This is a genomic window from Roseivivax sp. GX 12232 (assembly GCF_021272185.1).
Lineage (GTDB): Bacteria > Pseudomonadota > Alphaproteobacteria > Rhodobacterales > Rhodobacteraceae > Roseivivax.
This window is the reverse complement of sequence record NZ_JAJSEC010000015.1, coordinates 1-22789: the sequence shown is the minus strand read 5'-3', so window position 1 is coordinate 22789 and position 22789 is coordinate 1. Positions and strand designations below refer to the sequence as shown.

Annotated in this window: 22 protein-coding genes and 1 tRNA gene; 11 read left to right on the top strand and 12 right to left on the bottom strand. The window is 68.3% G+C overall.

Features of this window, described 5'->3' with window-relative positions:
* Nucleotides 1–72 precede the first annotated feature (72 nt).
* The 9 genes from LR948_RS17960 (at nucleotide 73) to LR948_RS17920 (ending at nucleotide 8884) form a co-directional block, all read left to right on the top strand.
* Entirely contained in the window at nucleotides 73–1053 is a 981-nt protein-coding gene (locus LR948_RS17960; protein ID WP_232755470.1) for a TRAP transporter substrate-binding protein, read from the top strand.
* Nucleotides 1054–1554, top strand: coding sequence for a TRAP transporter small permease (locus tag LR948_RS17955; protein WP_232755469.1), 501 nt, complete (start codon nucleotides 1054–1056; stop codon nucleotides 1552–1554).
* Nucleotides 1551–2855, top strand: coding sequence for a TRAP transporter large permease (locus LR948_RS17950; RefSeq protein ID WP_232755468.1), 1305 nt, complete (start codon nucleotides 1551–1553; stop codon nucleotides 2853–2855). Before LR948_RS17955 ends, LR948_RS17950 begins: the two co-directional genes overlap by 4 nt.
* Nucleotides 2856–2864: 9 nt before the next feature.
* On the top strand, nucleotides 2865–3941 hold the full coding sequence (locus tag LR948_RS17945) for an alpha/beta fold hydrolase (protein WP_232755467.1): 1077 nt from the start codon (nucleotides 2865–2867) through the stop codon (nucleotides 3939–3941).
* Nucleotides 3934–4776, top strand: coding sequence for a class III extradiol dioxygenase family protein (locus tag LR948_RS17940; RefSeq protein ID WP_232755466.1), 843 nt, complete (start codon nucleotides 3934–3936; stop codon nucleotides 4774–4776). The genes LR948_RS17945 and LR948_RS17940 overlap by 8 nt, the downstream gene beginning before the upstream one ends.
* Entirely contained in the window at nucleotides 4776–5093 is a 318-nt protein-coding gene (locus tag LR948_RS17935) for a YciI family protein (RefSeq protein ID WP_232755465.1), read from the top strand. Before LR948_RS17940 ends, LR948_RS17935 begins: the two co-directional genes overlap by 1 nt.
* A gap of 156 nt (nucleotides 5094–5249) precedes the next feature.
* On the top strand, nucleotides 5250–6287 hold the full coding sequence (locus tag LR948_RS17930; protein WP_232755464.1) for an aromatic ring-hydroxylating dioxygenase subunit alpha: 1038 nt from the start codon (nucleotides 5250–5252) through the stop codon (nucleotides 6285–6287).
* Nucleotides 6288–6292: 5 nt separating this feature from the next.
* Nucleotides 6293–7261 carry a PDR/VanB family oxidoreductase gene (locus LR948_RS17925; RefSeq protein WP_232755463.1) on the top strand — a complete coding sequence of 323 codons (969 nt, stop codon included), beginning with the start codon at nucleotides 6293–6295 and terminating at the stop codon, nucleotides 7259–7261.
* A gap of 729 nt (nucleotides 7262–7990) precedes the next feature.
* Complete coding sequence (locus LR948_RS17920) at nucleotides 7991–8884, top strand: LysR family transcriptional regulator (protein ID WP_232755462.1); 894 nt, start codon at nucleotides 7991–7993, stop codon at nucleotides 8882–8884.
* A gap of 10 nt (nucleotides 8885–8894) precedes the next feature.
* Here the strand turns inward: LR948_RS17920 and LR948_RS17915 are convergent, their stop codons facing one another.
* The 8 genes from LR948_RS17915 to LR948_RS17880 all read right to left on the bottom strand — a co-directional run bounded on the left by LR948_RS17915 (nucleotide 8895) and on the right by LR948_RS17880 (nucleotide 18361).
* Complete coding sequence (locus LR948_RS17915) at nucleotides 8895–10214, bottom strand: TRAP transporter large permease (protein ID WP_232755461.1); 1320 nt, start codon at nucleotides 10212–10214, stop codon at nucleotides 8895–8897.
* Nucleotides 10211–10780: a TRAP transporter small permease gene (locus LR948_RS17910; RefSeq protein ID WP_232755460.1), complete on the bottom strand. Its 570-nt coding sequence runs from the start codon at nucleotides 10778–10780 to the stop codon at nucleotides 10211–10213. The genes LR948_RS17915 and LR948_RS17910 overlap by 4 nt, the downstream gene beginning before the upstream one ends.
* Before the next feature lie 63 nt (nucleotides 10781–10843).
* The gene (locus tag LR948_RS17905; protein WP_232755459.1) at nucleotides 10844–11956 is read right to left on the bottom strand and encodes a hypothetical protein; all 1113 of its coding nucleotides are present in this window, start codon (nucleotides 11954–11956) and stop codon (nucleotides 10844–10846) included.
* A gap of 70 nt (nucleotides 11957–12026) precedes the next feature.
* On the bottom strand, nucleotides 12027–12509 hold the full coding sequence (locus tag LR948_RS17900) for an aconitase X swivel domain-containing protein (RefSeq protein ID WP_232755458.1): 483 nt from the start codon (nucleotides 12507–12509) through the stop codon (nucleotides 12027–12029).
* Complete coding sequence (locus tag LR948_RS17895) at nucleotides 12506–13789, bottom strand: aconitase X catalytic domain-containing protein (RefSeq protein WP_232755457.1); 1284 nt, start codon at nucleotides 13787–13789, stop codon at nucleotides 12506–12508. The genes LR948_RS17900 and LR948_RS17895 overlap by 4 nt, the downstream gene beginning before the upstream one ends.
* A gap of 199 nt (nucleotides 13790–13988) precedes the next feature.
* Complete coding sequence (locus LR948_RS17890; protein WP_232755456.1) at nucleotides 13989–15305, bottom strand: FAD-dependent oxidoreductase; 1317 nt, start codon at nucleotides 15303–15305, stop codon at nucleotides 13989–13991.
* A 1-nt stretch (nucleotide 15306) separates the two neighbouring features.
* Nucleotides 15307–17022, bottom strand: coding sequence for a dihydroxy-acid dehydratase (locus LR948_RS17885; protein WP_232755455.1), 1716 nt, complete (start codon nucleotides 17020–17022; stop codon nucleotides 15307–15309).
* 121 nt (nucleotides 17023–17143) lie between these two features.
* Entirely contained in the window at nucleotides 17144–18361 is a 1218-nt protein-coding gene (locus tag LR948_RS17880; RefSeq protein WP_232755454.1) for a multidrug effflux MFS transporter, read from the bottom strand.
* A 68-nt stretch (nucleotides 18362–18429) separates the two neighbouring features.
* On the opposite strand from LR948_RS17880, the gene LR948_RS17875 reads away from it, so the two are divergent.
* Complete coding sequence (locus LR948_RS17875) at nucleotides 18430–18900, top strand: GFA family protein (RefSeq protein WP_232755453.1); 471 nt, start codon at nucleotides 18430–18432, stop codon at nucleotides 18898–18900.
* Between the two features lie 10 nt (nucleotides 18901–18910).
* Here the strand turns inward: LR948_RS17875 and LR948_RS17870 are convergent, their stop codons facing one another.
* Genes LR948_RS17870 through LR948_RS17860 form a run of 3 tightly spaced genes read right to left on the bottom strand, consistent with a single transcriptional unit; the run spans nucleotide 18911 to nucleotide 21494 of the window.
* A complete protein-coding gene (locus LR948_RS17870) occupies nucleotides 18911–19327 on the bottom strand; it encodes a Rieske (2Fe-2S) protein (RefSeq protein ID WP_232755452.1) in 417 nt (138 codons plus the stop codon).
* On the bottom strand, nucleotides 19324–20439 hold the full coding sequence (locus LR948_RS17865) for an amidohydrolase family protein (RefSeq protein WP_232755451.1): 1116 nt from the start codon (nucleotides 20437–20439) through the stop codon (nucleotides 19324–19326). The genes LR948_RS17870 and LR948_RS17865 overlap by 4 nt, the downstream gene beginning before the upstream one ends.
* Nucleotides 20436–21494, bottom strand: coding sequence for an amidohydrolase family protein (locus LR948_RS17860; protein WP_232755450.1), 1059 nt, complete (start codon nucleotides 21492–21494; stop codon nucleotides 20436–20438). Before LR948_RS17860 ends, LR948_RS17865 begins: the two co-directional genes overlap by 4 nt.
* A gap of 524 nt (nucleotides 21495–22018) precedes the next feature.
* Here LR948_RS17860 and LR948_RS17855 point away from each other — a divergent pair.
* Nucleotides 22019–22516, top strand: coding sequence for a hypothetical protein (locus tag LR948_RS17855; protein WP_232755449.1), 498 nt, complete (start codon nucleotides 22019–22021; stop codon nucleotides 22514–22516).
* A gap of 154 nt (nucleotides 22517–22670) precedes the next feature.
* On the opposite strand, the gene LR948_RS17850 is transcribed toward LR948_RS17855, so the two are convergent.
* Nucleotides 22671–22747 (bottom strand) — tRNA-Met (locus tag LR948_RS17850).
* Nucleotides 22748–22789 lie beyond the last annotated feature (42 nt).

Below are 22789 nucleotides of genomic sequence, written 5' to 3'. Positions count from 1 at the left end.
GCGGGGGGCCGCCCGGCCCCCGTCGTTCTGGCGGACCCCGCGGGGCCGCCGTATTCCAGGGAGGAACCCACCATGATCCAGAGACGCCTTGCCGGCCTCGCCGCGACCGCCTGCCTTCTGGCCGGCGCCGCCCAGGCCGAAGAGCTGAAGTTCGCCAACTTCACGCCGCCCTTCCACACCATCAACCCCAGCGTCATCGAGCCGCTGAACGCCACGCTCAGCGATGCCACCGGCAGCGAATGGAGCGTGCGCGGCTACCACGGCGGCGAGCTGGGCGCGGGCCCGGTCGAGCAATACGTGCGCGCCGTGCAGGGCGTGGCCGACATGGTCTGGGGCCTGCCCGGCTACACCTCCTCGCAGTTCGAGACCACGATGATCGTCGAGCTGCCCGACGCGATCCCGCTGGAGAAGCCCGGCTACGAGGCGCTCTGGGCGGCCTTCGACGCGCATCTCTCCGACGAGTTCCCGGGCACGGTGCCGCTGGCGCTTTGGACATCGGAGCCGAACATCTTCATCATGAAGGACCACGACATCCGCACGCCCGCGGACGTCTCGGGGCTGAAGATCCGCGTCGCGGGCGCGACCTCGGCGCAGGTGCTGGAAGCCCTGGGCGGCACGCCCGTGCAGATGCCCATCAACCAGGTCTACAACGCGCTGCAGACCGGGCTGATCGACGGGGTGATCACCGGGGCCTCGACCCTCAACGACTTCAAACTCGACGAGGTGGCCAACAGCTACACCCTGGGCGCCAACCTCGGGCGGCTGTCCTTCTACACGGTGATGAACCAGGGCGCCTATGACGGGCTTAGCGACGAGGCCCGCGCGGCGCTTGACGAGATGGCCGGCATGGCGCTGTCGAAATCCGCCGAGGACGCCTGGAACGCCCAGGCCGACGACGCCATGGGCAAGGCCCGCGCCAGCGGCGACAACACCGTGATCGACCTCTCCGAGGACGAGATCACCGCCTTCTCCGAGGCCGTGGCCGAGGTGGTCAACGGCTACGTCGAGGGTGTCGGCGGCGCCGAGGCGCTGGCGGCGATGAGGGCCGAGTAAGTGACGCTTCTGCGCAAAATCGCGGACGGGCTCATCGGCCTGTCCGCCCTGGTCGGGGGGCTCTGCCTCCTGGCCCTGGTCGGCGTCATCCTGGTGGATGTCGTCGGCCGGAGCTTCGGCGCGCCGCTCTTCGGCAGCCAGGACCTGATCACCATGGGCATGGCGCTCCTGGTCTTCGGGGGCATGGCGCTTTGCGACCGCGAGGGCGGGCATATCGCCGTCGACCTTCTCGAGCCGCGCTACTCCCCGGCGCTCAACCGCGCCATCGACATTTTCACCGCGGTCCTCGGCTGCGTCATCTTCGTGATGATCGCCCTGACCGTGATCGAGGCGGCCCGGCTCAGCCAGATGCTGAACATGTCCACCAACCTCCTGCGCCTGCCGCGCGCCTGGTTCCAGTGGGGCCTCGCGCTCATGTCGCTGGTCGCCGCGCTGGGGCTGGCGGTCCGGGCGCTCGAGCTGACGCTGACCCGCAAAGACATCCGCAAGGAGACCCCATGAGCAGCGGCTTGATCGGCATCCTCGGCATCGCCGCGCTTCTGGCGCTGCTGCTTCTGCGCATCCCCGTGGCCTTCGCGATGTTCCTCGTGGGCTTCCTCGGGCTCTGGATCATCGACGGCTGGACCGTGGCGCGCGGGCTCCTGGCCTCGGAGACCTTCACGCTCGCCGCCAAGCCCGAACTGGTGGTGATCCCGCTCTTCATCCTGATGGGAAATGTCGCCTCGGCCACCGGCATGAGCCGGCAGCTCTATGACGCCGCCTATGCGCTGATCGGCCATGTGCGCGGCGGGCTCGCCTCGGCGACGATCATCGGCTGCGGCGGCTTCGCGGCGCTCTCGGGCTCCTCGGTGGCCTCGGCGCTGACCATGGGCAAGGTGAGCCTGCAGGAGATGGAGCGCTTCAACTACGACCCGCGCCTCTCGACCGGCAGCGTCGCGGCCGGGGGCACGCTGGGCATCCTGATCCCGCCCTCCACCGGCTTCGTGATCTACGCGATCCTGACCGAGCAGAGCATCGGACGGCTCTTCATGGCCGGTGTCCTGCCGGGGCTCCTGCTGCTTCTGGTCTTCGTGCTGACGGTCTTCGCGCTTTGCCTGCTGCGCCCCGAGTTCGGCCCCAAGGGCCCGAGCACCAGCTTCGTCGAAAAGCGCCGCGCGGTGGCCGGTGCCCTGCCGATCCTGGTCTTGGTTCTGGTGACCATCGGCGGCATCTACCGCGGCTTCTTCTCGCCCGAGGAGGCCGCCGGCGTCGGCGCGGGCCTCGCGATCATCTACGGCCTCGCCACCCGCCGGCTGACGCTGGGCGAGCTGGTGCAATCGGTGCGCGGCTCGGTGGTGACCACCGCCACGGTCATGCTGATCCTGATCGCGGCGCATCTGCTGAACCCCTTCTTCGCGCTGACCCATATCACCGAGACGGTGGGCAACTTCCTGGACGCGCTGGACCTCAGCGTGCTGGGCACGCTCCTGTTCATCCTGCTTGTCTACCTGGTGCTGGGCTGCTTCCTCGAAGGCTTCGCCATGCTGGTGCTCACCCTGCCGATCTTCTTCCCGGTGGTGGTCGAACTGGGCATCGACCCGATCTGGTTCGGCGTGCTGGTGGTGCTGACGCTGGAGATGGGGCTGATCTCGCCCCCGGTGGGGATCAACGTCTTTATCGTGAAATCTGTCGCCAAGGCGGTGCCGCTGGGCCAGATCTTCCGCGGCGTCCTGCCCTTCTGGCTGGCGATGATCGCGGTCCTGGGCGTGCTGATCGCCTTCCCGCAGATCTCGCTCTTCCTGCCCAACACGATGTTCAACTAGGAGGCCGAGGTGACCACATTTCTCCTGATCCCGGGCCTGATCTCCGACGGTCATGTCTGGACCGCGACGCGGGCCGCGCTCGAGGCGGGCGGGCAGAGACCCGCCCTGGCCGATGTGACCACCCAAGGTGACATCCCCGAGATGGCCCGCGACCTCCTGGCCGCGCATGAGGGCCCGCTGGTGCCCGTCGGGCATTCCATGGGCGGCCGCGTCGCCATGGAGATGGCCCGCATCGCGCCCGACCGCATCGCGGGGCTGGCGCTTCTGAACACCGGCATCCATGCCGCCCGCCCCGGCGAGGCCGAGAAGCGCGAGGCGATGATCGCGCTCTCCGCCCGCGAGGGCATGGAGGCGCTGGCCGAACGCTGGCTGCCCGGCATGATGGCCGAGGGGCGGGCGCCCGACCCCGAGGTGCTCTCGGGCCTGCAGGCCATGGTGCGCCGCATGACACCCGAGATCCACGCCCGCCAGATGCGCGCCCTGCTCGCCCGCCCCGATGCCGCCGCGACAATCGGCGATTTCGCCGGGCCGATGCTTCTGGTCGTCGGGCGGCAGGACCAATGGAGCCCCATCGCCCAGCACGAGGAAATCGCCGCACTCTGCCCGCAGGCCGAGCTGCGGATCATCGAGGAGGCCGGGCATTTCGCCCCGGTCGAACAGCCCCGGGCCACCGCCGGCGTGATCGCCGATTGGGCCGCCGGGCTGCCGCAAGCCGCCACCGGAAAGGAGCCCGCCATGTCCCAAGGCGACCGCATTCCTGACACGCCGCTGTTCGACCGCAGGCGCGCCAATGCCGGATACGAGCTCAACAAGATGGCCATGGGGCTTTCCACGCCCGAGGGCCGCGCGGCCTTCCTCGCCGACGAAGGGGCCTATCTCGACCGCTTCGTCCTGAGCCCCGAGCAGCGCGCCGCCGTTCTTGCCCGGGACTGGGCCGAGATGGTGCGCCTTGGGGGCAACCTCTTCTATATCCTGAAGATTTCCGCCGTCGACCCGACCCCGATCCGCGAGATCGGCGCCGCGCAGGCGGGCATGGAACTGCAGGAGTTTCTCGACACACGGCTGGGGAAGGTGACCAATGGCTGAACTGATTGGCGGCTTGGGAACAAGCCATGTGCCCTCCATCGCGATGGCCATCGACAAGGGCCTGCGCGAGAGCGAAGAGTGGAAACCCTTCTTCGACGGCTACACCCCGGCGCAGGAGTGGATCGCCGAGAAGAAGCCCGACATCGCCGTGGTGATCTTCAACGACCACGGCAATTCCTTCTTCCTCGACCGGGTGCCGACCCTGGCGCTGGGGGTGGCGGATGAATACCGCCCCGCCGACGAGGGCTGGGGCCCGCGCCCGATCCCGACCTTCGAGGGCGCGAGCGAGTTTGCCTGGCATCTCGCCGACCGCATGGTCGAGGGCCATTTCGACCCGATGCTCTGCCGCGAGCTGGACGTGGATCACGGTATGCAGGTGCCGATGGAGCTGGTCTTCGGCCGCCCCGAGGCCTGGCCGGTCAAGGTCGTGCCGATCCTGGTGAACACCATCCAGTATCCGATCCCCACCCCGCAGCGCATGTGGGAGCTGGGCGAGCTTCTGCGCCAGGCGATCGAGAGCTATCCGACCGACGAAAAGGTCGTGGTCCTGGGCACCGGCGGGCTGTCGCACCAGCTCCAGGGCGCGCGGGCGGGCTTCATCAACCCCGAGGCCGACCGCGAATGGGTCGCCAAGATCGGCGCCGATCCGGCACGCTACCGCGCCATGACACGCGAGGAGTACATCGAGGAGTTCGGCTCCGAGGGAGCCGAGCTGATCATGTGGCTGGTGATGCGCGGCTGCATGGATGCCGAGGTGAAGACCCTGCACAAACATTACTTCGCCCCGGCCTCGATGACCGGCGCGGGCATGGTGCTGCTGGAGAACGCGGGCTGATGTATTTCCTGATGGTCTGCACCCACGCCGAGGGCGCCGATGTGCCCGCCCGCCGCGACGCGCTGCGCCCCGAGCACCGCGCCTGGGTCGCCTCGGGCGGCGCGGGATGCGCCAAGGTGCTGACCGGTTCGGCGCTCTGGAACGAGGCGGGCACCGGGATCGGCAACTTCGGCATCCTCGAGGCCGAGAGCCCCGAGGATGCCCGCGCCTTCGCCGAGGGCGACCCTTTCTTCACCGGCGGGCTGGTAACCGGCTACACGCTGACCCGCCTGGCCGACGGCTTCCGCGCCGAGCGGATCGAACCGCTGACCACGTGACGACCTGACCACCCGAGGCCGCAGAGAGGCCTCAAACGCAAGAAAACCCCGCCATGCGACCTCTGTGAGCCGCCAAAACCGCGGCAAGGCATGGCTTCGACCCGAATTTTCATGTATACATGAAATGACCCCAAGACGACTGAACTGGAGACCGCCATGTTCCCTCTGAATGCCTGGTACGTTGCCGCCACCGACAATGAGATCGGCCGGAAGCTGTTTTCCCGCCGCATCTGCAACAAGCCGATTGTCCTTTACAGAAAAGAAAATGGTGAGGCCGCGGCCCTGGCGGACGCCTGCTGGCACCGGCTGCTGCCGCTCTCCAAGGGGGAGCTGCACGGCGACAATGTGATCTGCGCCTACCACGGGCTGGAATTTGATGACACGGGCCGCTGTGTATACATGCCGTCCCAGGACACCATCAATCCTTCGGCCTGCGTGACCAGCTACCCGGTGGTCGAGAAACACCGCTTCATCTGGGTCTGGCCCGGCGATCCGGCCCTGGCCGATCCCGCGCTGGTGCCCGATCTGCATTGGCACGACGACCCCGAGTGGGTCTCGGACGGGCGGGTGATCCACGCCAAATGCGACTATCGGCTGGTGGTCGACAACCTCATGGACCTGACCCATGAGACCTTCGTGCACGGCTCCTCGATTGGCAACCGCGCGGTGGCCGAGGCGCCCTTCAGCGTCACCCATACCGACACCACCGCCACGGTGACCCGGATCATGGAGGACATCACCGCCCCGCCCTTCTGGGCCGAGAACCTGGGCCAGGCCGAGCATGTGGACCGCTGGCAGGTGATCAACTTCGAGGCGCCCTCGACCATCGCCATCGACGTGGGCGTGGCGCCGACCGGCACCGGCGTGCCCGAGGGCGATCTGTCCAAGGGCGTGCGCGGCATGGTCCTGAACACGATCACCCCCGAGACCGACAAGACCTGCCATTACTTCTGGGGCTTCGCGCGCTCATTCCGCACCGAGGAACAGAGCCTCACCCAGCGCATCGTCGAGGGTGTCTCGGGCATCTTCCGCGAGGACGAGGAGATCCTCGAAGCCCAGCAGAAGGCCATCGACGACAACCCCGACCACGTCTTCTACAACCTCAACATCGACGGCGGCTCGATGTGGGCGCGCAAGCTGATCGACCGGATGGTCGCGCGCGAACGCGACACCGCCGACATCGCGGCGGAGTAAGAGCCATGAAACAGGCCGATCACTGGGTCGACGCAAGGGTCGTCAGCACCGAGGACATCGCCGAGGACGTGCGCCGGGTGTGTTTCGCCCCCGAGGCGGAGCTGCCGGGCTTCGACCCCGGCAGCCACCTGCGGATCGAGGTGCCGCTGGGCGGCGGTACGACGCTGCGCTCCTATACCTGCGTGCCGAGCCCCGAGGGCACGCTGGGCGTGGCGGTCAAGCGGCGGGTGAACAGCCGCGGCGGCTCGGCCTATATCTGGAGCCTCTCCGAGGGCGACCGCGTGCGGGTGACCCTGCCCGAGAACCGCTTTGCCCTGTCCTGGCGCGCGCCGCAGTATCTGCTTCTCGCGGGTGGCATCGGGATCACCCCGATCCTCGGCATGGCCCGCGCGCTGACCGCGCGGGGGGCGGATGTGGCGCTGCACTACGGGGCCGAGCGGCCCGGGGCCATGGCCTATCGCGCCGAGCTCGAGGCGCTTCTGGGTCCGCGCGCGCGGTTTTACAGCGACGCCGACGGCGAGCGCCCGGATCTGCACGCGCTGATCGCCGAGCTGCACCCGGAGGCCGAGCTTTACATGTGCGGGCCCCTGCCCATGCTCGAGGCGGCGAAATCCGCCTGGGCGGCGGCGGGCCGGCCGATCAGCCGGCTGCGCTACGAGGTCTTCGGCGACAGCGGCGCCCATGCCGAGCGGCCCTTCGAGGTCGAGGTCGCGGGCCTCGAGCGCACGGTGACCGTGGCCGAGGACGAGACGCTCCTGAGCGCCTTGCTCGAGGCCGGGGTCGAGATGATCTACGACTGCCAGCGCGGCGAATGCGGGCTCTGCTCGGTCGATGTGCTGGAGGCCAGCGGCACGCTCGACCACCGCGACGTGTTCTTCTCCGAGAGCGAGAAGCAGGCCGGCGACAAGATGTGCGCCTGCGTCTCGCGCCTCGTCGGCGGCAAGGCGCGGATCGACATCGGGTATCGGGCGTGAGGGCTGGGGGGATGAGGGCTTTCTGCGCGCAGGCCTACTGAGGCGAAGGCCCGAGGTCGTTCATTGATCTGCCTAGAGGGCGGTGAACCGGCTCAATCCACCGCGGCCGCGCGGACTGACATGCGGGTCTGATTTTCAGTCTCGGACGCCACGCAGTGGCGGTCATTCCGGGGCGCTCCAGCCCATTCCGCGCCTTTCTGCCCTGCCCTCGCCCCCCGCAGGTCCCTTCGACCTGCGCACTGACCTCGGCCCTCTTGCGCCCGAATTGCACCGAAGGTGCCGGGCGCGCGCCGGACCGGCCCCTTGGGCCGGCGCTCCTTGGAGTGGCGTGCCTAGCTCACAGCTTTTCCTGACCTTGCTGGGATAAAGCGCATCGCCCGGATGTCAGCAGCGCCGGCCCCCGGTCCGGCGCGCGCCCTCTGTAGGGACGGGTTGAGGGGGTGGTAGGGGTGATCCGAGATGGTGGCGAAAAGCACCTGCCTTTGGGCAGTGAACCGATGTGGGTTCACCGTCGTCTCGATTGGGTAGCTGTTTAGAACCGCCGCTGGCACGGCGCGTCTGGTGCCGTCTCTTGGAAGTCTCGTCCTCAGTGGTCACACGGCCCGTGATCCGGGCCGACCGTCCTCAACATGAACCGCTCTCCCAGTCCCAGGGTCTCACCTCAGACAACGCTCAAGCCCCCCCCCTTTTCCCCTTGACCGCGCGACACCAGCGTGGCGCTCTCATCCCATGACGATGCTCATTGATATCAAGGCGTTCCTCGTGACCGCCCGCAGCGGGGGCTTCTCGGCCGCGGCGCGCGAGCTGGGCACCGCGCCCTCGGTCATCACCAAGCGCGTCAACCGGCTGGAGCACGAGGTCGGCAAGCCGCTCTTCCACCGCTCCACCCGCAAGCTCAGCCTCACCCCCGAGGGCGAGCGGCTGCGCCCGCAGCTGCAGCTCCTGGTCGTCGAGCTGGAAGAGGCGATCTCGGAATTTCGCGCGCCGGGGCGGGACATGTCGGGCAGCCTGCGGATCAAGTCGCCCACCACCATCGGCACGATGTTCGTGGGCCGCTCCATCGCGCGCTTCCTCGAGGCGCATCGCGACGTCTCGGCCGAGCTCTTGCTCATGGACCGGCTGGTCAACCCGCTGGAGGAAGGGCTCGACATCGCGCTGGGCGCCCTGCCCCAGTCCTTCGCCAGCGTCGACGAGATCCCGCTTTGCGAATACCCGCGCGTGCTGGTGGCATCGCCGGGCTACCTCGAGGCCAAGGGCCGGCCGCAAAGCCCCACCGACATCCTCGGTCACGACTGCCTGGCCTTCGTGCCGGTGGGCCTCTCCTGGACCTTCTCGAGCGGCAGCGGGCCGGTCGCGGTGGACATCCGCGCGCGCTTCACGGTGAACGACAGCCGGCTGCTCGTCGATGCCGCGGTCGAGGGCCAGGGGCTGACCATCGCGCCCGAGTTCCTCGCCCGATCGGCGATCCAGGCCGGCGACCTCGAGGTGCTGCTGCCCGATTTCCCCATCGAACCCTATTGGTTCAAGGCCATGGTGCCGCGCCACAAACGAAACAAGCCCGAGGTGCTCGCGATGATCGAGCACCTCAGGCAAGAGTTCGACCCGGCCCCCTGGGACCGGTGAGGCCCCGCGCTTACTGCATCGAGTTCGGCAGCCAGAGCGAGATTTCCGGGAAGCCCAGGAGCAGGACCATGATCACCGCCTCGCAGGCCAGGAACCAGCCGATGCCCCGGAAGATGGTCTCGAGCGGGATGGCGTCGCCGACCACGTTCTTGACCACATAGGCGTTGAAGCCCACCGGCGGCGTCAGAAGCCCGATCTCGATGTATTTGACCACGATCACGCCCAGCCAGATCGGATCGAGCCCGAGGGCCGCGAAGATCGGCTGCACGATGGGCAGCGTCAGAAGCAGCACGCCCAGCGGGTCGAGGAACATCCCCAGGAGGATGTAGATCAGCGAGATCGCCACCAGCATCAGCACCGGGTCGACCGCCCAGTCGCCCATCATGGCGACCAGCAGATCGGGGAAGCCGATCAGCGCCAGGAAGCGGGTGTACATCACCGCGCCATAGGCCACGAAGAGGAGCTGCGCGGTGGTCTTCACCGCCTCCATGATGCTTTCGGTGACCACCCCGCGGGTGAGCCGGCCCTGCAGCGCGGCGACCACGAAGGCCAGCGCGGCCCCGGCGGCCCCGGCTTCGGTCGGGGTGACGATGCCGCCGTAGAGCCCGCCGATGATGCCGATGATCAGCACCAGGAGCGGCCAGACCGGCGCCAGAGACGTCCAGCGCATCCGCCAGAGCTCGGCCCGGTCGATGGTCCGGTCGAGCGGCGGGGCGACGCTGGGATCGAAGTAGCAGCGCCCGATTAGCATCAGGGTGTAGACCCCGGCGGTCAGCAGGCCCGGGATCACCCCGGCGATCAGCAGCTTGGTGATCGAGACCTCGGCGAAGACGCCGTAGATCACGAAGAGGATCGAAGGCGGGATCAGCGCGCCGAGCGTGCCGGCCGAGGCCACGACCCCGGTGGCCAGGCTCGGGGCATAGCCCGCGCGCAGCATCTCTGGGATGGCGATCCGGCCCATGGTGGCCGCTGTCGCCACCGAGGAGCCCGAGGCCGCGGCGAAGCCCGCCGCCGAAAGGTTGGTCGCCACCGCGAGCCCGCCCGGCAGGCCCGAGAGCCAGACCCTGGCGGCGCGGAAAAGCGCCTGGCTGATGCCCGTGGCATGGGCCACGGCGCCCATCAGGATGAACATCGGGATCGCCGAGAGACCCCATTTCGAGGCCACCTCGAAAGGCGTGGACATCATCACCGAGAAGGCGACCTTCTCGTTGCGGACCAATGTGAAGCCCAGGAAGGAGACCACGCCCAGCGCGACCCCGATGGGAATGCGAATGGCGATCAGGACCAGGATCAGGCCGAGACTGCCGAAACCGAGAAGTGCATCGCTCACAGCTTGACCTCCCCTTCCTCGAGGGCGTCGCGGATATGGCCCGCGCCGTCGTCGCCGTCGTCGTATCCGTCGTCGCGCAGGACCGCGCGCAGGTCCTTGACCAGCACCACGGCGACCACCACGGCCATGAGCCCGAAGCCGATCACCACGACCCAGCGCGCCGGCCAGATCTCGATGAAGCCGGCGCCGGATTCCTTGGCGTCGCGGATCCGCGTCTTAGACTGGGCGATATCTATGGCCTTCCAGGTGAAGGCGCTGACATAGACCAGGGTGACCACCGCCATGGCGGCATCCAGCGCGGTCCGGGCGCGGCGCTTCATCCAGCCGGTGAAAAGCTCCACGATGATATGGCCCCGCTCCTTGGCGATCAGCGCAAGCGGCAGGAAGGCCAGCATCACCATGTTGTAGTTCGATACGATCTCGACCGTGCCGGTGATCGGATGGTTGAACAGGTTCCGCCCGATCACATCGGCGGTCACCATGATCATCATCAGGAAGGTGGCGACACCCGCGACCCAGGCCGAGACCGTGATCGCGCCGTCGTAGAGCGCCTTAACCGCTTTCATGCGATGCCTCATTCGAGTTGTGGCGGGGCGGCAGGGAGCCCGCCCCGCCCGGTGTGGTCCAGCTCAGAGCGACTCGGGGTCGACCTTGGCATAGACCTCGTCCCACAGCAGGCTGCGGAAGGCGTCGCGGTCGCGGCCGCGCTCGTCCAGAAGCCCCTGCCAGCGTTCGTAGGCGGCGGTGTAGTAGTCGAGAACCGCCTGCGGATCGCTGGCGCCCGCATCCTCGGCCGCCGCGATATTGGCGGCGCGCTGGTTGGTGTCATGGGTGGCCATGACCTCGGCGAAATCCTCTCCGCCTTCGGGGAAGGCCACGCCGGCCTCCTTGGCGGCGGCGATGATGTCCGCGTCGTAGGTGACCTGGCCGTCATAGGCGGCACCGGCCACGAGGTCGGGGGCCAGCTCGATGTGCATGGCGCGCATCTCGGGCGTCATGGCGCCCCAGCTGTCGCGGTTCACGAACATCATGATCGGCGGGCCGCCCATGCCCATCGGGCTGTCGACCACGCTTTCGACCACGTCCATGTAGCCGTAGGAGCGCAGCCAGGAGACCGCGCCCAAGACGCAGTCGAGCGTGCCGCGCTCGAGCGCCGTGGTGGCCTCGGCGGGCGACATGGAAACCGGGGTGGCGCCGGCGATCTCGCTGATCTTCACGCCGCCGCCCGAGGCGCGGACCTTCTTGCCCTGCAGGTCGGAGACCTCGTCGACCATGTCGCGGCACATGAAGCGGTAGGGCGTCGTGGAATAGCCCGCGAAGCCCACCGCGTTGTTGTTGCGGTATTCGTCCTGGCAGCCGGAGCAGCCCAGCATGATGGTCTCGTTCATCGCGCCGGTCGCGGCCAGGGCGTCGTCGCCGGGCAGCGAATGCGAGAAGACGAAGTTGGTGTTGGGCATCATCCGCGGCTGGTAGGGCGCGATGGCGATGCCCGCGTCCATGAGCCCGGTGGCCACCGCCTCGGGCGTGCCCGGCCCCGAGGCGAGCTGCGCGCCGGGCACCAGGTCCCAGTCGATCTCGCCGTCGGATTTCTCGCGCAGAAGCTCGAAATAGGGGGCGAGCCCCTTGGCGTTCACCGAGTGGTTCACCCCGAACCAGGACCCGAAGATGAACTCGTCGGCCATTGCCGGCCCGCTCAGCGCGAGGACGGCAAGCGCCGCTACGCTTGTCTTAGGTGCATTCATGGTCTTCTCCTCCTTGACTTACCATGTCGTCGCCGATCGCCTGCGGTCTTGAACCTCCGCCGCCTGCCGATCAGCGCCGGGGTGGCCGTTTGACCACCTCGACCCGTCCCTTGTCCCCGTCCACGCGGACCCAGTCGCCGTCCTCGATCACCTCGAAGGGATCGCGGTCGAATTCGGTCACCGCGGGCACCCGCGTGACCACGGCGCCCAGCGCCACCTTGGTGGTCATCACCGTGAAGAGCATCGCCTTGGGCGCGGTGCCCAGCCGCCGGGTGGCGTGGAAATAATGCGACCAGCCCGAGCTGCCCTTGGCGCCGGGAAAGACCAGCACCTTGCCGGCGAAGCTTTCGCCGCGCTTCTCGTGGCGCTGCTCGGTGATCGTGCCGCTGCGCGCGTCGATGCCGCCCCAGCCCGAGACCGTCTCGCGGGTGACGAAGGCCTCGCCCTCGGCCACGCCGCCGACGACCCCGCGGCCCTGGATCACCAGGGTTTCGCCGGCCATGTCGGTCTGATCGGTCATGTCGGTCTGATCGGTCTTGTCGGGTGCGCTCATTCCGGCCTCCCCCGGAAGCGCCCGGTCAGCGCCGCCTCGATGCAATGCTCCAGCCCGCCGAACCAGGTCGGCTTGCCGCTGATCGCGGGCAGGTAATGGGCCTGCTTGCAGCTGTCGGTGGCGATGACCTCGGTGCCCTCGGGCAACATGCGGTTGATCGCCGGGCAGCTGTCGGACATGACCAGCGCGCCCGCGGCCTCGATGATCTCGGTGATGCCGCTCTCGTCGCAGAGATGGCGGATCTGGCGCGGGGTATGCACCCAGAGCGCCACGCCGTCGTGCAGGCGCTTGCCTTCCAGCAGCTCAGCGATGCGCCACATCTGCTTGGCCGAATTATGCGGACAGCCGAGCATCACGAAATTCACGTCGTCGCGGGTGTTGGCCCCGTTGAGCGCCTCCCAGGCGCGCCGCCGCTCGGCCGCGCCGTAGCGGTGCACGACGCGCGGGGCCTGGCCGCCGAGCGCCTCTTCGACGCTGTCGGCCTCGGGCGTGAGCCCGGGGATGTGATACATCTCCACCCCGCCCGAAGAGGCCGCCGCCGCGCCGAAATGCTTCAGCCATTCCGGTTCGGGCTTACACGTGATGCCCTCGAGGACGGGGATGTCCTCGGCGACCATCTCGCCCAGGGCGTAGCCCAGGAGGCCCCAGTCCATCATGCTCTCGACCGGAACCTCGACCCGCACGAGATGGGTGGCAAAGCGGTTCGCGGGGATATGCAGCCCGAAGTAGGGAATGCGCCCGGTGATCGAGGCGGCGCCGGTCGATTCCCGCCCCTCGACATTGGTGCGCGCGCCAAGCACCGCGTTGGCATAGACCACGGCGGAGCTTTCCATCCAGGCCAGGTGATCGCCCCGAAGCGGGGTCTGGCCGACCTGGTAGGGCGTGCAGGTGGAGTTCCACTGCACCCCGCGCGACCCGAAGAACCGCTCCGAAGCGCGCTGCAGATCGGCCTGGTCGTCGGAGAAGCCCTGCGCAGCGTAGTTGCGGGTGTCGATCCCGTGGATCAGCTGGCAGGTCGGCACCACCGCGCGAGGCACTTCGACCACCGCGTCGGAATCGAGGTTGAACCGCGAGAAGATGCTGTCGAAATCGTCGGGGCGCTTCAGGCCCGCCTGCACGAAAGGCGTGGTCGCGGACCAGGTGCCGGCGACATGGGCGACCTCGACCATGCGCTCCGCGCCGAGCGCCTCGCCGTAGCGCAGGAGCAGGTCCATCGCGCGGGCCTTGGCCTGGCCCTCCTGGCCGTCGAGCATGGCCTGTTCGGCATCGCTCAAGCGCATGTCATGTCCTCCCTGCCCTCACTGTAGCCAGCCCCGCCTCGTGCGATAAGAAGCGATATTGCGTTGAGGTCTTTCGCATTTTGCGAAAGGCCGTCCTGCCCCATCCCCCGCGCACGGCAGCGCCGGGCCCGGATGCTCCGGTCTTCCAGGATCTGCGCTGCGCGAGGGAATGTCATGGTCTTCTTGCCTTTTTTCCGTCTCAGGGCGCCACGCCGTCGGTGCGGTCGAGGTTGTCGCGCACCCGGTCCTGCAGCGCGCCGATGTCGAGCTGGTGCACCGAGCCGCTGCCCGCGAGCTCCAGCGCATTGGCCGCGGCCATGCCCTGCGCCATGCAGGGACCCATGACCCGGACCGAGGACAGCGCCGCCGGATCGCCGTCGATGCAGCGGCCCACGGCGACAAGGTTGTCGGCCTCGGGCGAGATCATCGAGGAGAAGGGCACGTAATGGGTGTGATCCTCGTCGAAGGTGGTCCAGACGAAGCCCTCGGCGGCGTTGTGCAGCTCGATCGGCCAGGCGGTCCGGGCGATGGCGTCGTCGAATTTCACCTGGTTGACCACCTCGTCCACCACGATGTGGTGCTTGGCCTTGATCCAGCGGGTCTGGCGGATGCCCGGCAGCCCGTAGGAGCGCACGGTGATCTCGCCGAAGATCTCTGGATATTCGCGCCGAAGAAGCTGGATGCCCCGGTCGACCTGGTCCTTGCCGATGAGCCCGGTGCGCGAGGCCTCGATCGGATCGAGCGGCGTCTCCACGTGGGTCATGTTCATCACCGCGACATCCTTGCCGGGGAAGTAGAACATCAGCCCGTTCTTGCGGATCAACCCGTAGTCCTCGGCCTTCTCGGCGATGCGCTGGGCCAGCTCCTCGCGGGCGGGCGGCTCCACGTCGACCTTGATGCCCTCGACCACCGCCTGCTGGGAGCCGTAGATCTTCTCGACCGGCTCGCGGCATTCGAAACCGGCGAGATAGGTCAGCGCCGCGTCGCCCGAGCAATCGGCGAAGCCCTGGGCGCGGATCGTCACGTCGCCGTAGCGGGTCACCAGATGCAGCGCGGTGATGCGCCGGCCCTCGGTGGTGACGCCGCGCAGGGTGGCGCCGGTCACCGGGATCACCCCGGCCTGGTCGATCCGGGTCTCGACCCAGCGCGACAGCGAGATCTCGTTGTAATGCACCACCGTGGTCATCGGCCCATGGCGGTAGTGCAGCGCCTCGTCGCGTTCGAGCCAGTCGAGCATGTCGTCGACGATGCCGAAGGTGAAGCGATGGCCGTGGGTGCCGTTGCGGTAAAGCCCGCAGAAGGTGCCGATGATCGAATTGACCGCCTGGCCGCCAAGCGCCGGCATCCCGTCGACGATGACCACGCTTTGGCCGAGCCGCGCCGCCTCAAGCGCGGTGGTGGTGCCGGAGATGCCCGCGCCGACGACGCAGAGGTCGACCTCGATCTCGCGGTGGGGCACCTCGCCGGAGTGGCGGACGATGGTGGTTTCGGGGTTTATGGGGCGTCCGTAGGACATCTCATTTCTCCTTTCGGCGGGCGTCGGGAATCAGCGAGGCGCCCTTGCGCAGATCGCTGACCGTGCGTTCGTAGACCGAGAGCCACCCGGAATCGGTGGTCGGCTCGGGCGGGATGAAAGCGGCGCGGCGGCGGGCCAGTTCGGCGGCCGAAACCTCGAGGTCGAGGCGCTTCTCGCGCACGTCGATGGCGATCGTGTCGCCGTCCTCGACCAGCGCGATGGGGCCGGCCTCGGCCCATTCGGGCTGCACCTCGCCGACCACCAGCCCCTTGTTCACGAGGCCCGAAAGCTGGCCGTCGGTGACCACCGCCACCTCGGGGCCGAGCCCCGCGCCCTCGACCGCGAAGACCAGCCGCGAGGCGCCGCCCATGCCGGGGCCGCCGCGCACGCCCTGGCGGCGCAGGACCAGCACGTCGCCGGGCTTGATGCGCCCGGCCGAGAGCGCCGCCTCGGCGTCGGCCGAGGTCTCGAAGACCCGGGCCGGGCCGCGGAAGGTCAGCTTGCGGTCGGGCGTGCGCAGCCCGACCTTCACGATGCCGGTGTTGGGCGCGAGCGTGCCTTTCAGAAGCACGATCGCCGGTTCGCTGGCATGGGGATCGTCGAGCGGGCGGATCACCGCGTCATCGGTGATCTCCACGCCCTCGAGGTTGGCCGCAAGCGTCTGGCCGGTGCAGGTCAGCGCCTCGGTCTCGAGCAGCGGTTCAAGCCGTTTCATCGTGCCCCGGGCGCCGCCCGCAGCCTCGAAGGCTTCGATGCTGTGGCTGCCGATGGGCCGCACCGCGGTCAGCACCGGGATGCGGTCGGACTCGCGGTCGAAGGTCTCGTAGAGGTCGACATCCGCGCCCGCCTCCAGCGCCACGGCCTGCAGGTGCTTGATGCAGTTGATCGATCCGGCCTGCGCAAGGTTCACCCGCGCGGCGTTGCGGAAGGCCGCGGGCGTCAGGATCTCACGCGGGCGCAGGTCCTCCCAGATCATCTCGACGAGCCGCGCGCCGGCGCGGTCGACCTGGTCCCACATGGCGGGCGAATTGGCCGCGACCGGGGCCGCGCCGGGCAGCGCCAGGCCAAGCGCCTCGGTCACCGAATGCATGGAATTGGCGGTGCCCATGCCCGAACAGACCCCCGGCGAGCGGATCGCCTGTTCGCTCATCTCCTTCAGCCGGTCGAAGCTGGTCGCGCCCTGGGCGTGGTAGCCCGCGTGCAGGAAGACCTCCTCGATGTCGACGTGCTCGCCCGCGATTTCGCCCGAGGCCTGGTAGCCGCAGACCACCATGAGCGTCGGGATGTCGAGCCGCGCGGCGGCCATGAGCTGCCCCGGCACGGTCTTGTCGCAGGAGGTCAACATCAGCATCCCGTCGAGCTGCGGCCCTTCGACCTGCAGTTCGACGTCATTGGCGATCAGATCGCGCGACGGCAGGATGTAGGTCGCCCGCCGCCCCGCCGAGAGGATGAAATCCGAGGGCGCGGTGGTGCGGATCTCGAAAGGCAGCCCGCCCGCGGCGCGGATCGCCTCTTTCGCGCGCTTGGCGATGCCGTCGAGGTGGGAAAAGCAGATGGCGATCTCCGAGGAGGTGTTCACCACGGCGATCTTGGGCTTTTCCATATCCGCATCGCTGAGCCCCAGGGCCCGCCATTGCGCCCGGCGGACCGCCCAACGGGAGCTTCCCGGCTCGAAGTTCGACCGCAGTTCCGACGCTTTCAGACGGCGACGCGCCATGTTCCCTCCCTGCCCGGTGATCGGGCCTCATCTCTTGCATCGACCTTCGCCTGTCGCGATTCACGAAACAATATGGAAAATAATTCCTTCTGCTTTCGCGTTTTGCGAAAGGTGAGCGGGATCACCGGCGCAATCCCTCGCGACGGGCAATGAAGAGCGTCGCCACCACCCCGGTGAGCGAGGCCGCCCCCTGGATCAGCAGCAGCCGCTCGGCCCCGGCGCCGGGCACCATGACCGCGCCTGCAAAGGCCGAGAGCGCGGCCCCTCCGCCGATCATCAGAGCCCCGCCCAGCCCGCTGGCAGTGCCCGCCAGGTGTGGGCGCACCGACAGCGCGCCCGAGGTCGCATTGGGCAGCGTCATGCCGTAGCCCACGCCCACGATCACGGTGAGCCCGAAGAAGCTGTAGGCGCTGCCGAGACCCAGCAGGAACAGCGCGAGCGAGAGCGCGATGGCCAGCGTCGTCGTCAGCGAGCCCGCCAGCGTCATGCGCAGCACCCCGTGCCGCGCCGACAGCCGGGTCGAGAGGAAACTGCCGCAGACATAGCCCAGCGAGGTCGAGCCGAAGAGCAGCCCCAGCTCCACCGGCGCCAGCCCGAAGACATGGCTGCCGAGGAAGGGCGCGCCGCCGAGATAGGCGAAGAAGGTGCCCGCCGCGCAGGCCGCCGCGAGGCTGTAAGCCCAGAAGCGCGGCGCCGCGAGCAGCTCGGGATAGCCGCGCAGCTGCGCGCCGAGGCTCGCATAGGCGCGCGGGCCGGTCTCGCCCAGGTCGCGCCAAATGAGCGCCATGGCGAGCGCGCCCAGCACCGTCATCAGCCAGAAGGAGGCGCGCCAGCCCAAAAGGTCCTCGAGCAGCCCGCCAAGCGCGGGGCTGACCATGGGCACCAGCGCCATGCCCATGGTGACCGCCCCGATGCGCGCCGCCGCCTCGTCGGGCCCGGCAAGGTCGCGCACGATGGCGCGCGCCAGGATCACCCCGGAATAGACCGCCGCCTGCACCATGCGCGCGCCCAGAAAGACCGCGAGGCTTTCGGCCAGGGCGCAGACGAGGCTCGCCGCGATGTAGAGCGCGAAGGCCCCGAGCAGCACCGGCCGCCGCCCGTAGCGATCGGCCAGCGGGCCCAGGAAGACCTGCATGACCGCGGTGCTGGCAAGATAAAGCGCGACCGAGAGCTGCACCGCCCCGTAGCCCGCGTCCAGATCCTCGGCGATGCGCGGCAGCGAGGGCAGGAAGATGTTCATCGACATGGCGGCGACGCCGGTCACGGCGATCAGCGTGCCGAGCGTCGGCGGCGTCGCGGGATCGAGGAAGCGCGCCGCCCGCGCCGCGGGGCCGCTCATGCCCCGCCCCTTGCAGCCGAAGCCCCGGGCGGGAATGATCGCGGCAGACCCCAAGAGACGAGGCGCCCATGCCCGAGATTGCCCTGCCCCACTTGCCGCTCGGCGGCGGCTGCCAATGCGGCGCGATCCGCTACGAGATCGGCGCGGCGCCCGCGGCCTTCTACATCTGCCATTGCCGGGATTGTCAGCGCCAGTCGGGAAGCGCCTTCGGGCAGTCGCTGCAGGTCCATGCCGAGAGCCTGCGCGTCACCGGCGCCCCCGCCACCTTCGCGCGGCAGGCGGCCTCGGGCCGGTCGATGCATTGTCTCTATTGTCCCGACTGCGGCACGCGGCTCTGGCACGTGCGGGCCGAGGGCAGCCCCTTCGTGAGCCTCAAGGCCGGCACGCTCGACGACCCGGACTGGCTGCGCCCCTGCGCGGAGATCTTCACCGACCGGCGCCGCGCCTGGGTCACGGTCACCCCCGCGCCGCCCCTGTCCTACCCTGGCCAGCCGGACATGGAGGAGATGCGCGCCGCCTTCGCCCGGATGCTCGCCTGAGCGCCCGGGGTCAGGGCAGATCGACGACAAGATAGGTTCCGTCGATCTCCACCGGGATGGTCTCGGCGACATAGGGCCCTTTGACCACCTCCGCGCCCTGCATGGCCTCGGGGCTGAGCGCCCTTGTGCGGGTGGCCTTGGGGTCGCTCCAGCTTTGGCCGGTGGCAAGGTCGAACTCCCAGCCGTGCCAGGGGCATTTCAGCATCTCGTCGCGGCGGCAGAGCCGGTAGTCCCCCGGCCCGTCGCTTTCCACCGTGCCGGTGAGCCGCCCGCCCGAGAGCGGCGCGCCGCCATGCGGGCAGCGGTCGATCAGGGCGAAGAACCGCCCGTCGACCTTCGCCACGCAGAGCGGCTTGCCGCCCGCCTCGATGCGCCGCACCTCGCGGTCGGCGAAATCATCCACTTTTGCCAGAACGTGCCGTGTCATGCGTAACCGTAGAGTTTGCGGGCGTTGCCGCCGAAGACCGCCTCGCGCCGGTCGGCATCGAGCGGAAACTTGAAGATGTGATGGGGGTCGTCGTAGTCCCAATGGGGATAGTCCGAGGAATAGAGGATCCGGTCCCAGCCGATCCAGTCGATGACCTCCTCGATGTGGCGGCCGTTCTTGGGCTCCTCCATGGGCTGGGTCGCCCACCAGAAGTGCCGCTGCATGTAGTCCGAGGGCTTCTCGCGCAGATGCGGCACCTCGCGGTGGAAGGTGTCGAAATGCTTGTCCATGCGCCAGCCGAGCGCCGGGGCCCAGGAGAAGCCGCCCTCGATGATGGCGATCTTCAGGTCGGGCACCTCCTCGAAGACGCCCTCGATCACCAGGCTGGTGACCAGCGCCTGGCTGCCCGGCACGAAGCTGTAGTGTTCCTGGAAGTAGAAGCTCGGCCAGCCGGTGCCGGTCGAGGGCTTGCCCGAGGAATAGCCCGCCGGATGCAGGCAGAGCGGCAGCCCCGCCTCGGCGATGGCGCGGTAGATCGGCCAGTATTTCCGCGCGCCCAGCGTCTCGTTCGGGCGGGTCGACATGACCACCTGGCAGAAGCGCGGATCGCCGGCGCGGCGCTCGATCTCTGCCACCGCGGCCTCGGGGTTGTCCTGGGGGATCACCAGCCCGGCGCGCAGCCGTGGCTCGGGTTCGACCCATTCGGCCAGTTGCCAGTCGTTGACCGCGCGGGCCATGGCGGCGGACAGGTCGGGATTGCGCTCTTCCATGCCGCCGCGCCCGAGCGCCACCAGATGGCCGGTCTCGATGCCCAGCCGGTCGAGATGCTGGCTGCGCAAGAGCTCCAGGCTGGAGCCCGCCGGCCCCGCCTCGGGCTTGGCGTCGACCCGCATGCCGTTGGCGGTCATGCGCGGATAGGAGAGCTGGCCCACCAGCGCCTGGCGGATGAAGGTGCCATGGGTCTCGAGGTGATCGACCCAGCGCTTCTCGAGATAGGGATAGAGCGCGCTCGGCAAGGCCTGCGCGGGGTGGATGTCGCAATCGACGATGCGCAGCTTCTGGCGCGCGGATGCCTCCCGCGTGCCCGGGCGCGGAGCCTCGGTCAGGGTCATGGGGTCACCTCCAGGGATGCGGCGGCAGCCTTGGCCGCGGGGTCGCGGGCCAGCCGCGGATAGGCGTTGAGCGCGTTCTCGCCCCGGATGCCCGGAAGCGCCGCCTCGGGCAGCCCCGCGGGCAGCGGACCTTCGGGCCCGAACTGCCGGTGCGGGTAGTCGGTGGAGAAGAGCAGCATCTCGGTCGTGCCGATATGGGCCAGGATCCGCGCCAACTCCTCGGGCCCGGGCATGTCCACGGGCTGCAGCGACAGGAAGACCCGGCCCTTCACGATTTCCGAGGGCCGCCGGTCGAGCCAGGGCACCTCCTGCCTTGTGCCGCGCCAGGTCTTGTCGGTGCGCCAGAGCGTCGTCGGCAGCCAGCCGAACCCCGACTCCAGGAAGACCAGCTTGAGGTCGGGGAACTTCTGAAAGACCCCCTCGCCCAGGAAGGAGACCAGGATGTTCTCGAAGACCTGGCTCTGCGCCACGTAGTCCTCGAACTGGTAGGAGGGCCAGCCCGCCACGCTCGGCGGCAGGCGGTAGAGCCCGCCCGCGTGGATCGCCACCGCCAGCCCGTGCCGTTCCGCCGCCGCGTAGATCGGCCAGTAGCGCCGATGCCCCTGCGGCAGGTCCTGCATCGCCAGCATGAGCACCTGCACGAAGCGGGCGTCGCCCGCGAGCCGCTCGATCTCGGCCACGGCGGCCTCGGGATCCTCGCCCGAGACGTAGATCGAGCCCCGGAGCCGCGGCTCCTGCGCGAGCCAGGTCGCCGCGAGGTGGTCGTTGACCGCCGCCATGAGCGCCGCGCGCATGTCGGGATTGTGCAGCCCGACCACCCCGTGCAGCATCGAGCTGACGGCGAGCTTCACGCCGTAGGTGTCAAGCGCCTCCGAGACGCCCAGCTCGCGCATCTCCGGGTTCACCGTGAGCGGCGACCCGGCGGGATAAGAGCTGAGCCGGAACGGCATCGAGGGCAGCTCGCGGTCCACGACCTGCGCCCGCCAGTAGTCGTCGAGATAGGGCAAGAGATCGCCCACCGCGCATTGCGGGACATGGAAATCCGCGTCGATCACCCTGGCTGCCTCCTCCGTAGCTGCGCCTTGCCTTTCGCATTTTAGAGCGGAATGCGGGAAACTGAACACGCCAAATCGCGAAAGGAGCTCTCGTGGAGGGCGGGGGTTGGGGGGAGGTTTGGGGGGTGTTGGAGCTAGGGTTCCGTGGGGATGGGATCGAGGAGGCGGGGGGTCGATGTGAAGTCAGGAGGCGGCTTGGTCATTGATTTCAGGAGAATTACGAACGCCCATGTGAGACGCCGTGACCCTCCCAAGGCTGCCACCCGCCCTGAACGCTCATCAGTTCATCGTCCGTGGAAGCACGCGGGCACTGCACCAATGCTGGCGCGCCCCCTGGCACTCCCGCCCCTCAACTCTTCGCCATAGCCGACCCTCCGATGACAACCATTCCACGACGGACCTAAGGTTGTCCGAGCCCACCCCCTTTCGCGCCTGTCGGGTGCCCAGAGGTTGCCTTATTTCACTGTCACGGCTCGGGACAGAGATCGGTCATCGAGCCGAGGAGCAACAGCGGCGAGGCCCGAATGAAAGACTTCCTGCAGAACCTTATAATTGGCATCGGCGTAGACCCCGACAGCCTGTTGGTCGAGTTTCTGTCCAGCGCCAGCACCGGGTTCCTGAACGCCTTCGGCATCGGCGTGATCTGCATATTCATCGGGCACCTGCTCATCGGAGGCCCCGCCCTGCTGTCGCGCACCGCCAGCTTGGTTCTCCTGAGCGGCACGTTGATCTACTTCTTCGTCCCAAGCGAAGACGAGCGCGCCAAGTCCGATGCCTCTGCTATGCGGCAGATCGGCGCCGGCAAATTTGTCTCTGCCTCGGACCCACGGCAGATCCCGCAGATCGCAGCGGCCGGCCGATCGACAAATGACGAACTGAAGCAAATCCTGAAACTGGGCGACCCCAATGGCTCCAAAGCCAACCACCTGTCCGAAGCCGTCTCGCATATGACCGACGGCGTCGCCGACACCGAAAAGCTGATTTCCGAGACGCGGCAGACGATGCAGAGCCTGGGACGGTAAGCGCGACGTCTCGGCCGGAATAAAATCCCGGACGAATTGCCTTGCTACATGAGAATAGAACCGGTGGGAGTTCGAACTTCCGGCTAAACACTCTGACTGGCAGCCCCCAAACGCAAGAAATCCCCGGGCGTTTTGCCACGGGGCTTTTTCGATTTGGTTGCGGGAGCAGGATTTGAACCTGCGACCTTCAGGTTATGAGCCTGACGAGCTACCGGACTGCTCCATCCCGCGGTGGTGTTTGTGTCATCGTTTGAGAGATACGTGTGTGTTGTG

Excerpts from the sequence above, each read along its gene's own strand:
- LR948_RS17960 (WP_232755470.1), top strand. The coding sequence starts at position 73 with ATGATCCAGAGACGCCTTGCCGGCCTCGCCGCGACCGCCTGCCTTCTG.
- LR948_RS17950 (WP_232755468.1), top strand. The coding sequence starts at position 1,551 with ATGAGCAGCGGCTTGATCGGCATCCTCGGCATCGCCGCGCTTCTGGCG.
- LR948_RS17940 (WP_232755466.1), top strand. The coding sequence starts at position 3,934 with ATGGCTGAACTGATTGGCGGCTTGGGAACAAGCCATGTGCCCTCCATC.
- LR948_RS17935 (WP_232755465.1), top strand. The coding sequence starts at position 4,776 with ATGTATTTCCTGATGGTCTGCACCCACGCCGAGGGCGCCGATGTGCCC.
- LR948_RS17930 (WP_232755464.1), top strand. The coding sequence starts at position 5,250 with ATGTTCCCTCTGAATGCCTGGTACGTTGCCGCCACCGACAATGAGATC.
- LR948_RS17925 (WP_232755463.1), top strand. The coding sequence starts at position 6,293 with ATGAAACAGGCCGATCACTGGGTCGACGCAAGGGTCGTCAGCACCGAG.
- LR948_RS17920 (WP_232755462.1), top strand. The coding sequence starts at position 7,991 with ATGACGATGCTCATTGATATCAAGGCGTTCCTCGTGACCGCCCGCAGC.
- LR948_RS17910 (WP_232755460.1), bottom strand. The coding sequence starts at position 10,780 with ATGAAAGCGGTTAAGGCGCTCTACGACGGCGCGATCACGGTCTCGGCC.
- LR948_RS17905 (WP_232755459.1), bottom strand. The coding sequence starts at position 11,956 with ATGAATGCACCTAAGACAAGCGTAGCGGCGCTTGCCGTCCTCGCGCTG.
- LR948_RS17900 (WP_232755458.1), bottom strand. The coding sequence starts at position 12,509 with ATGAGCGCACCCGACAAGACCGATCAGACCGACATGACCGATCAGACC.
- LR948_RS17895 (WP_232755457.1), bottom strand. The coding sequence starts at position 13,789 with ATGCGCTTGAGCGATGCCGAACAGGCCATGCTCGACGGCCAGGAGGGC.
- LR948_RS17890 (WP_232755456.1), bottom strand. The coding sequence starts at position 15,305 with ATGTCCTACGGACGCCCCATAAACCCCGAAACCACCATCGTCCGCCAC.
- LR948_RS17885 (WP_232755455.1), bottom strand. The coding sequence starts at position 17,022 with ATGGCGCGTCGCCGTCTGAAAGCGTCGGAACTGCGGTCGAACTTCGAG.
- LR948_RS17880 (WP_232755454.1), bottom strand. The coding sequence starts at position 18,361 with ATGAGCGGCCCCGCGGCGCGGGCGGCGCGCTTCCTCGATCCCGCGACG.
- LR948_RS17875 (WP_232755453.1), top strand. The coding sequence starts at position 18,430 with ATGCCCGAGATTGCCCTGCCCCACTTGCCGCTCGGCGGCGGCTGCCAA.
- LR948_RS17870 (WP_232755452.1), bottom strand. The coding sequence starts at position 19,327 with ATGACACGGCACGTTCTGGCAAAAGTGGATGATTTCGCCGACCGCGAG.
- LR948_RS17865 (WP_232755451.1), bottom strand. The coding sequence starts at position 20,439 with ATGACCCTGACCGAGGCTCCGCGCCCGGGCACGCGGGAGGCATCCGCG.
- LR948_RS17855 (WP_232755449.1), top strand. The coding sequence starts at position 22,019 with ATGAAAGACTTCCTGCAGAACCTTATAATTGGCATCGGCGTAGACCCC.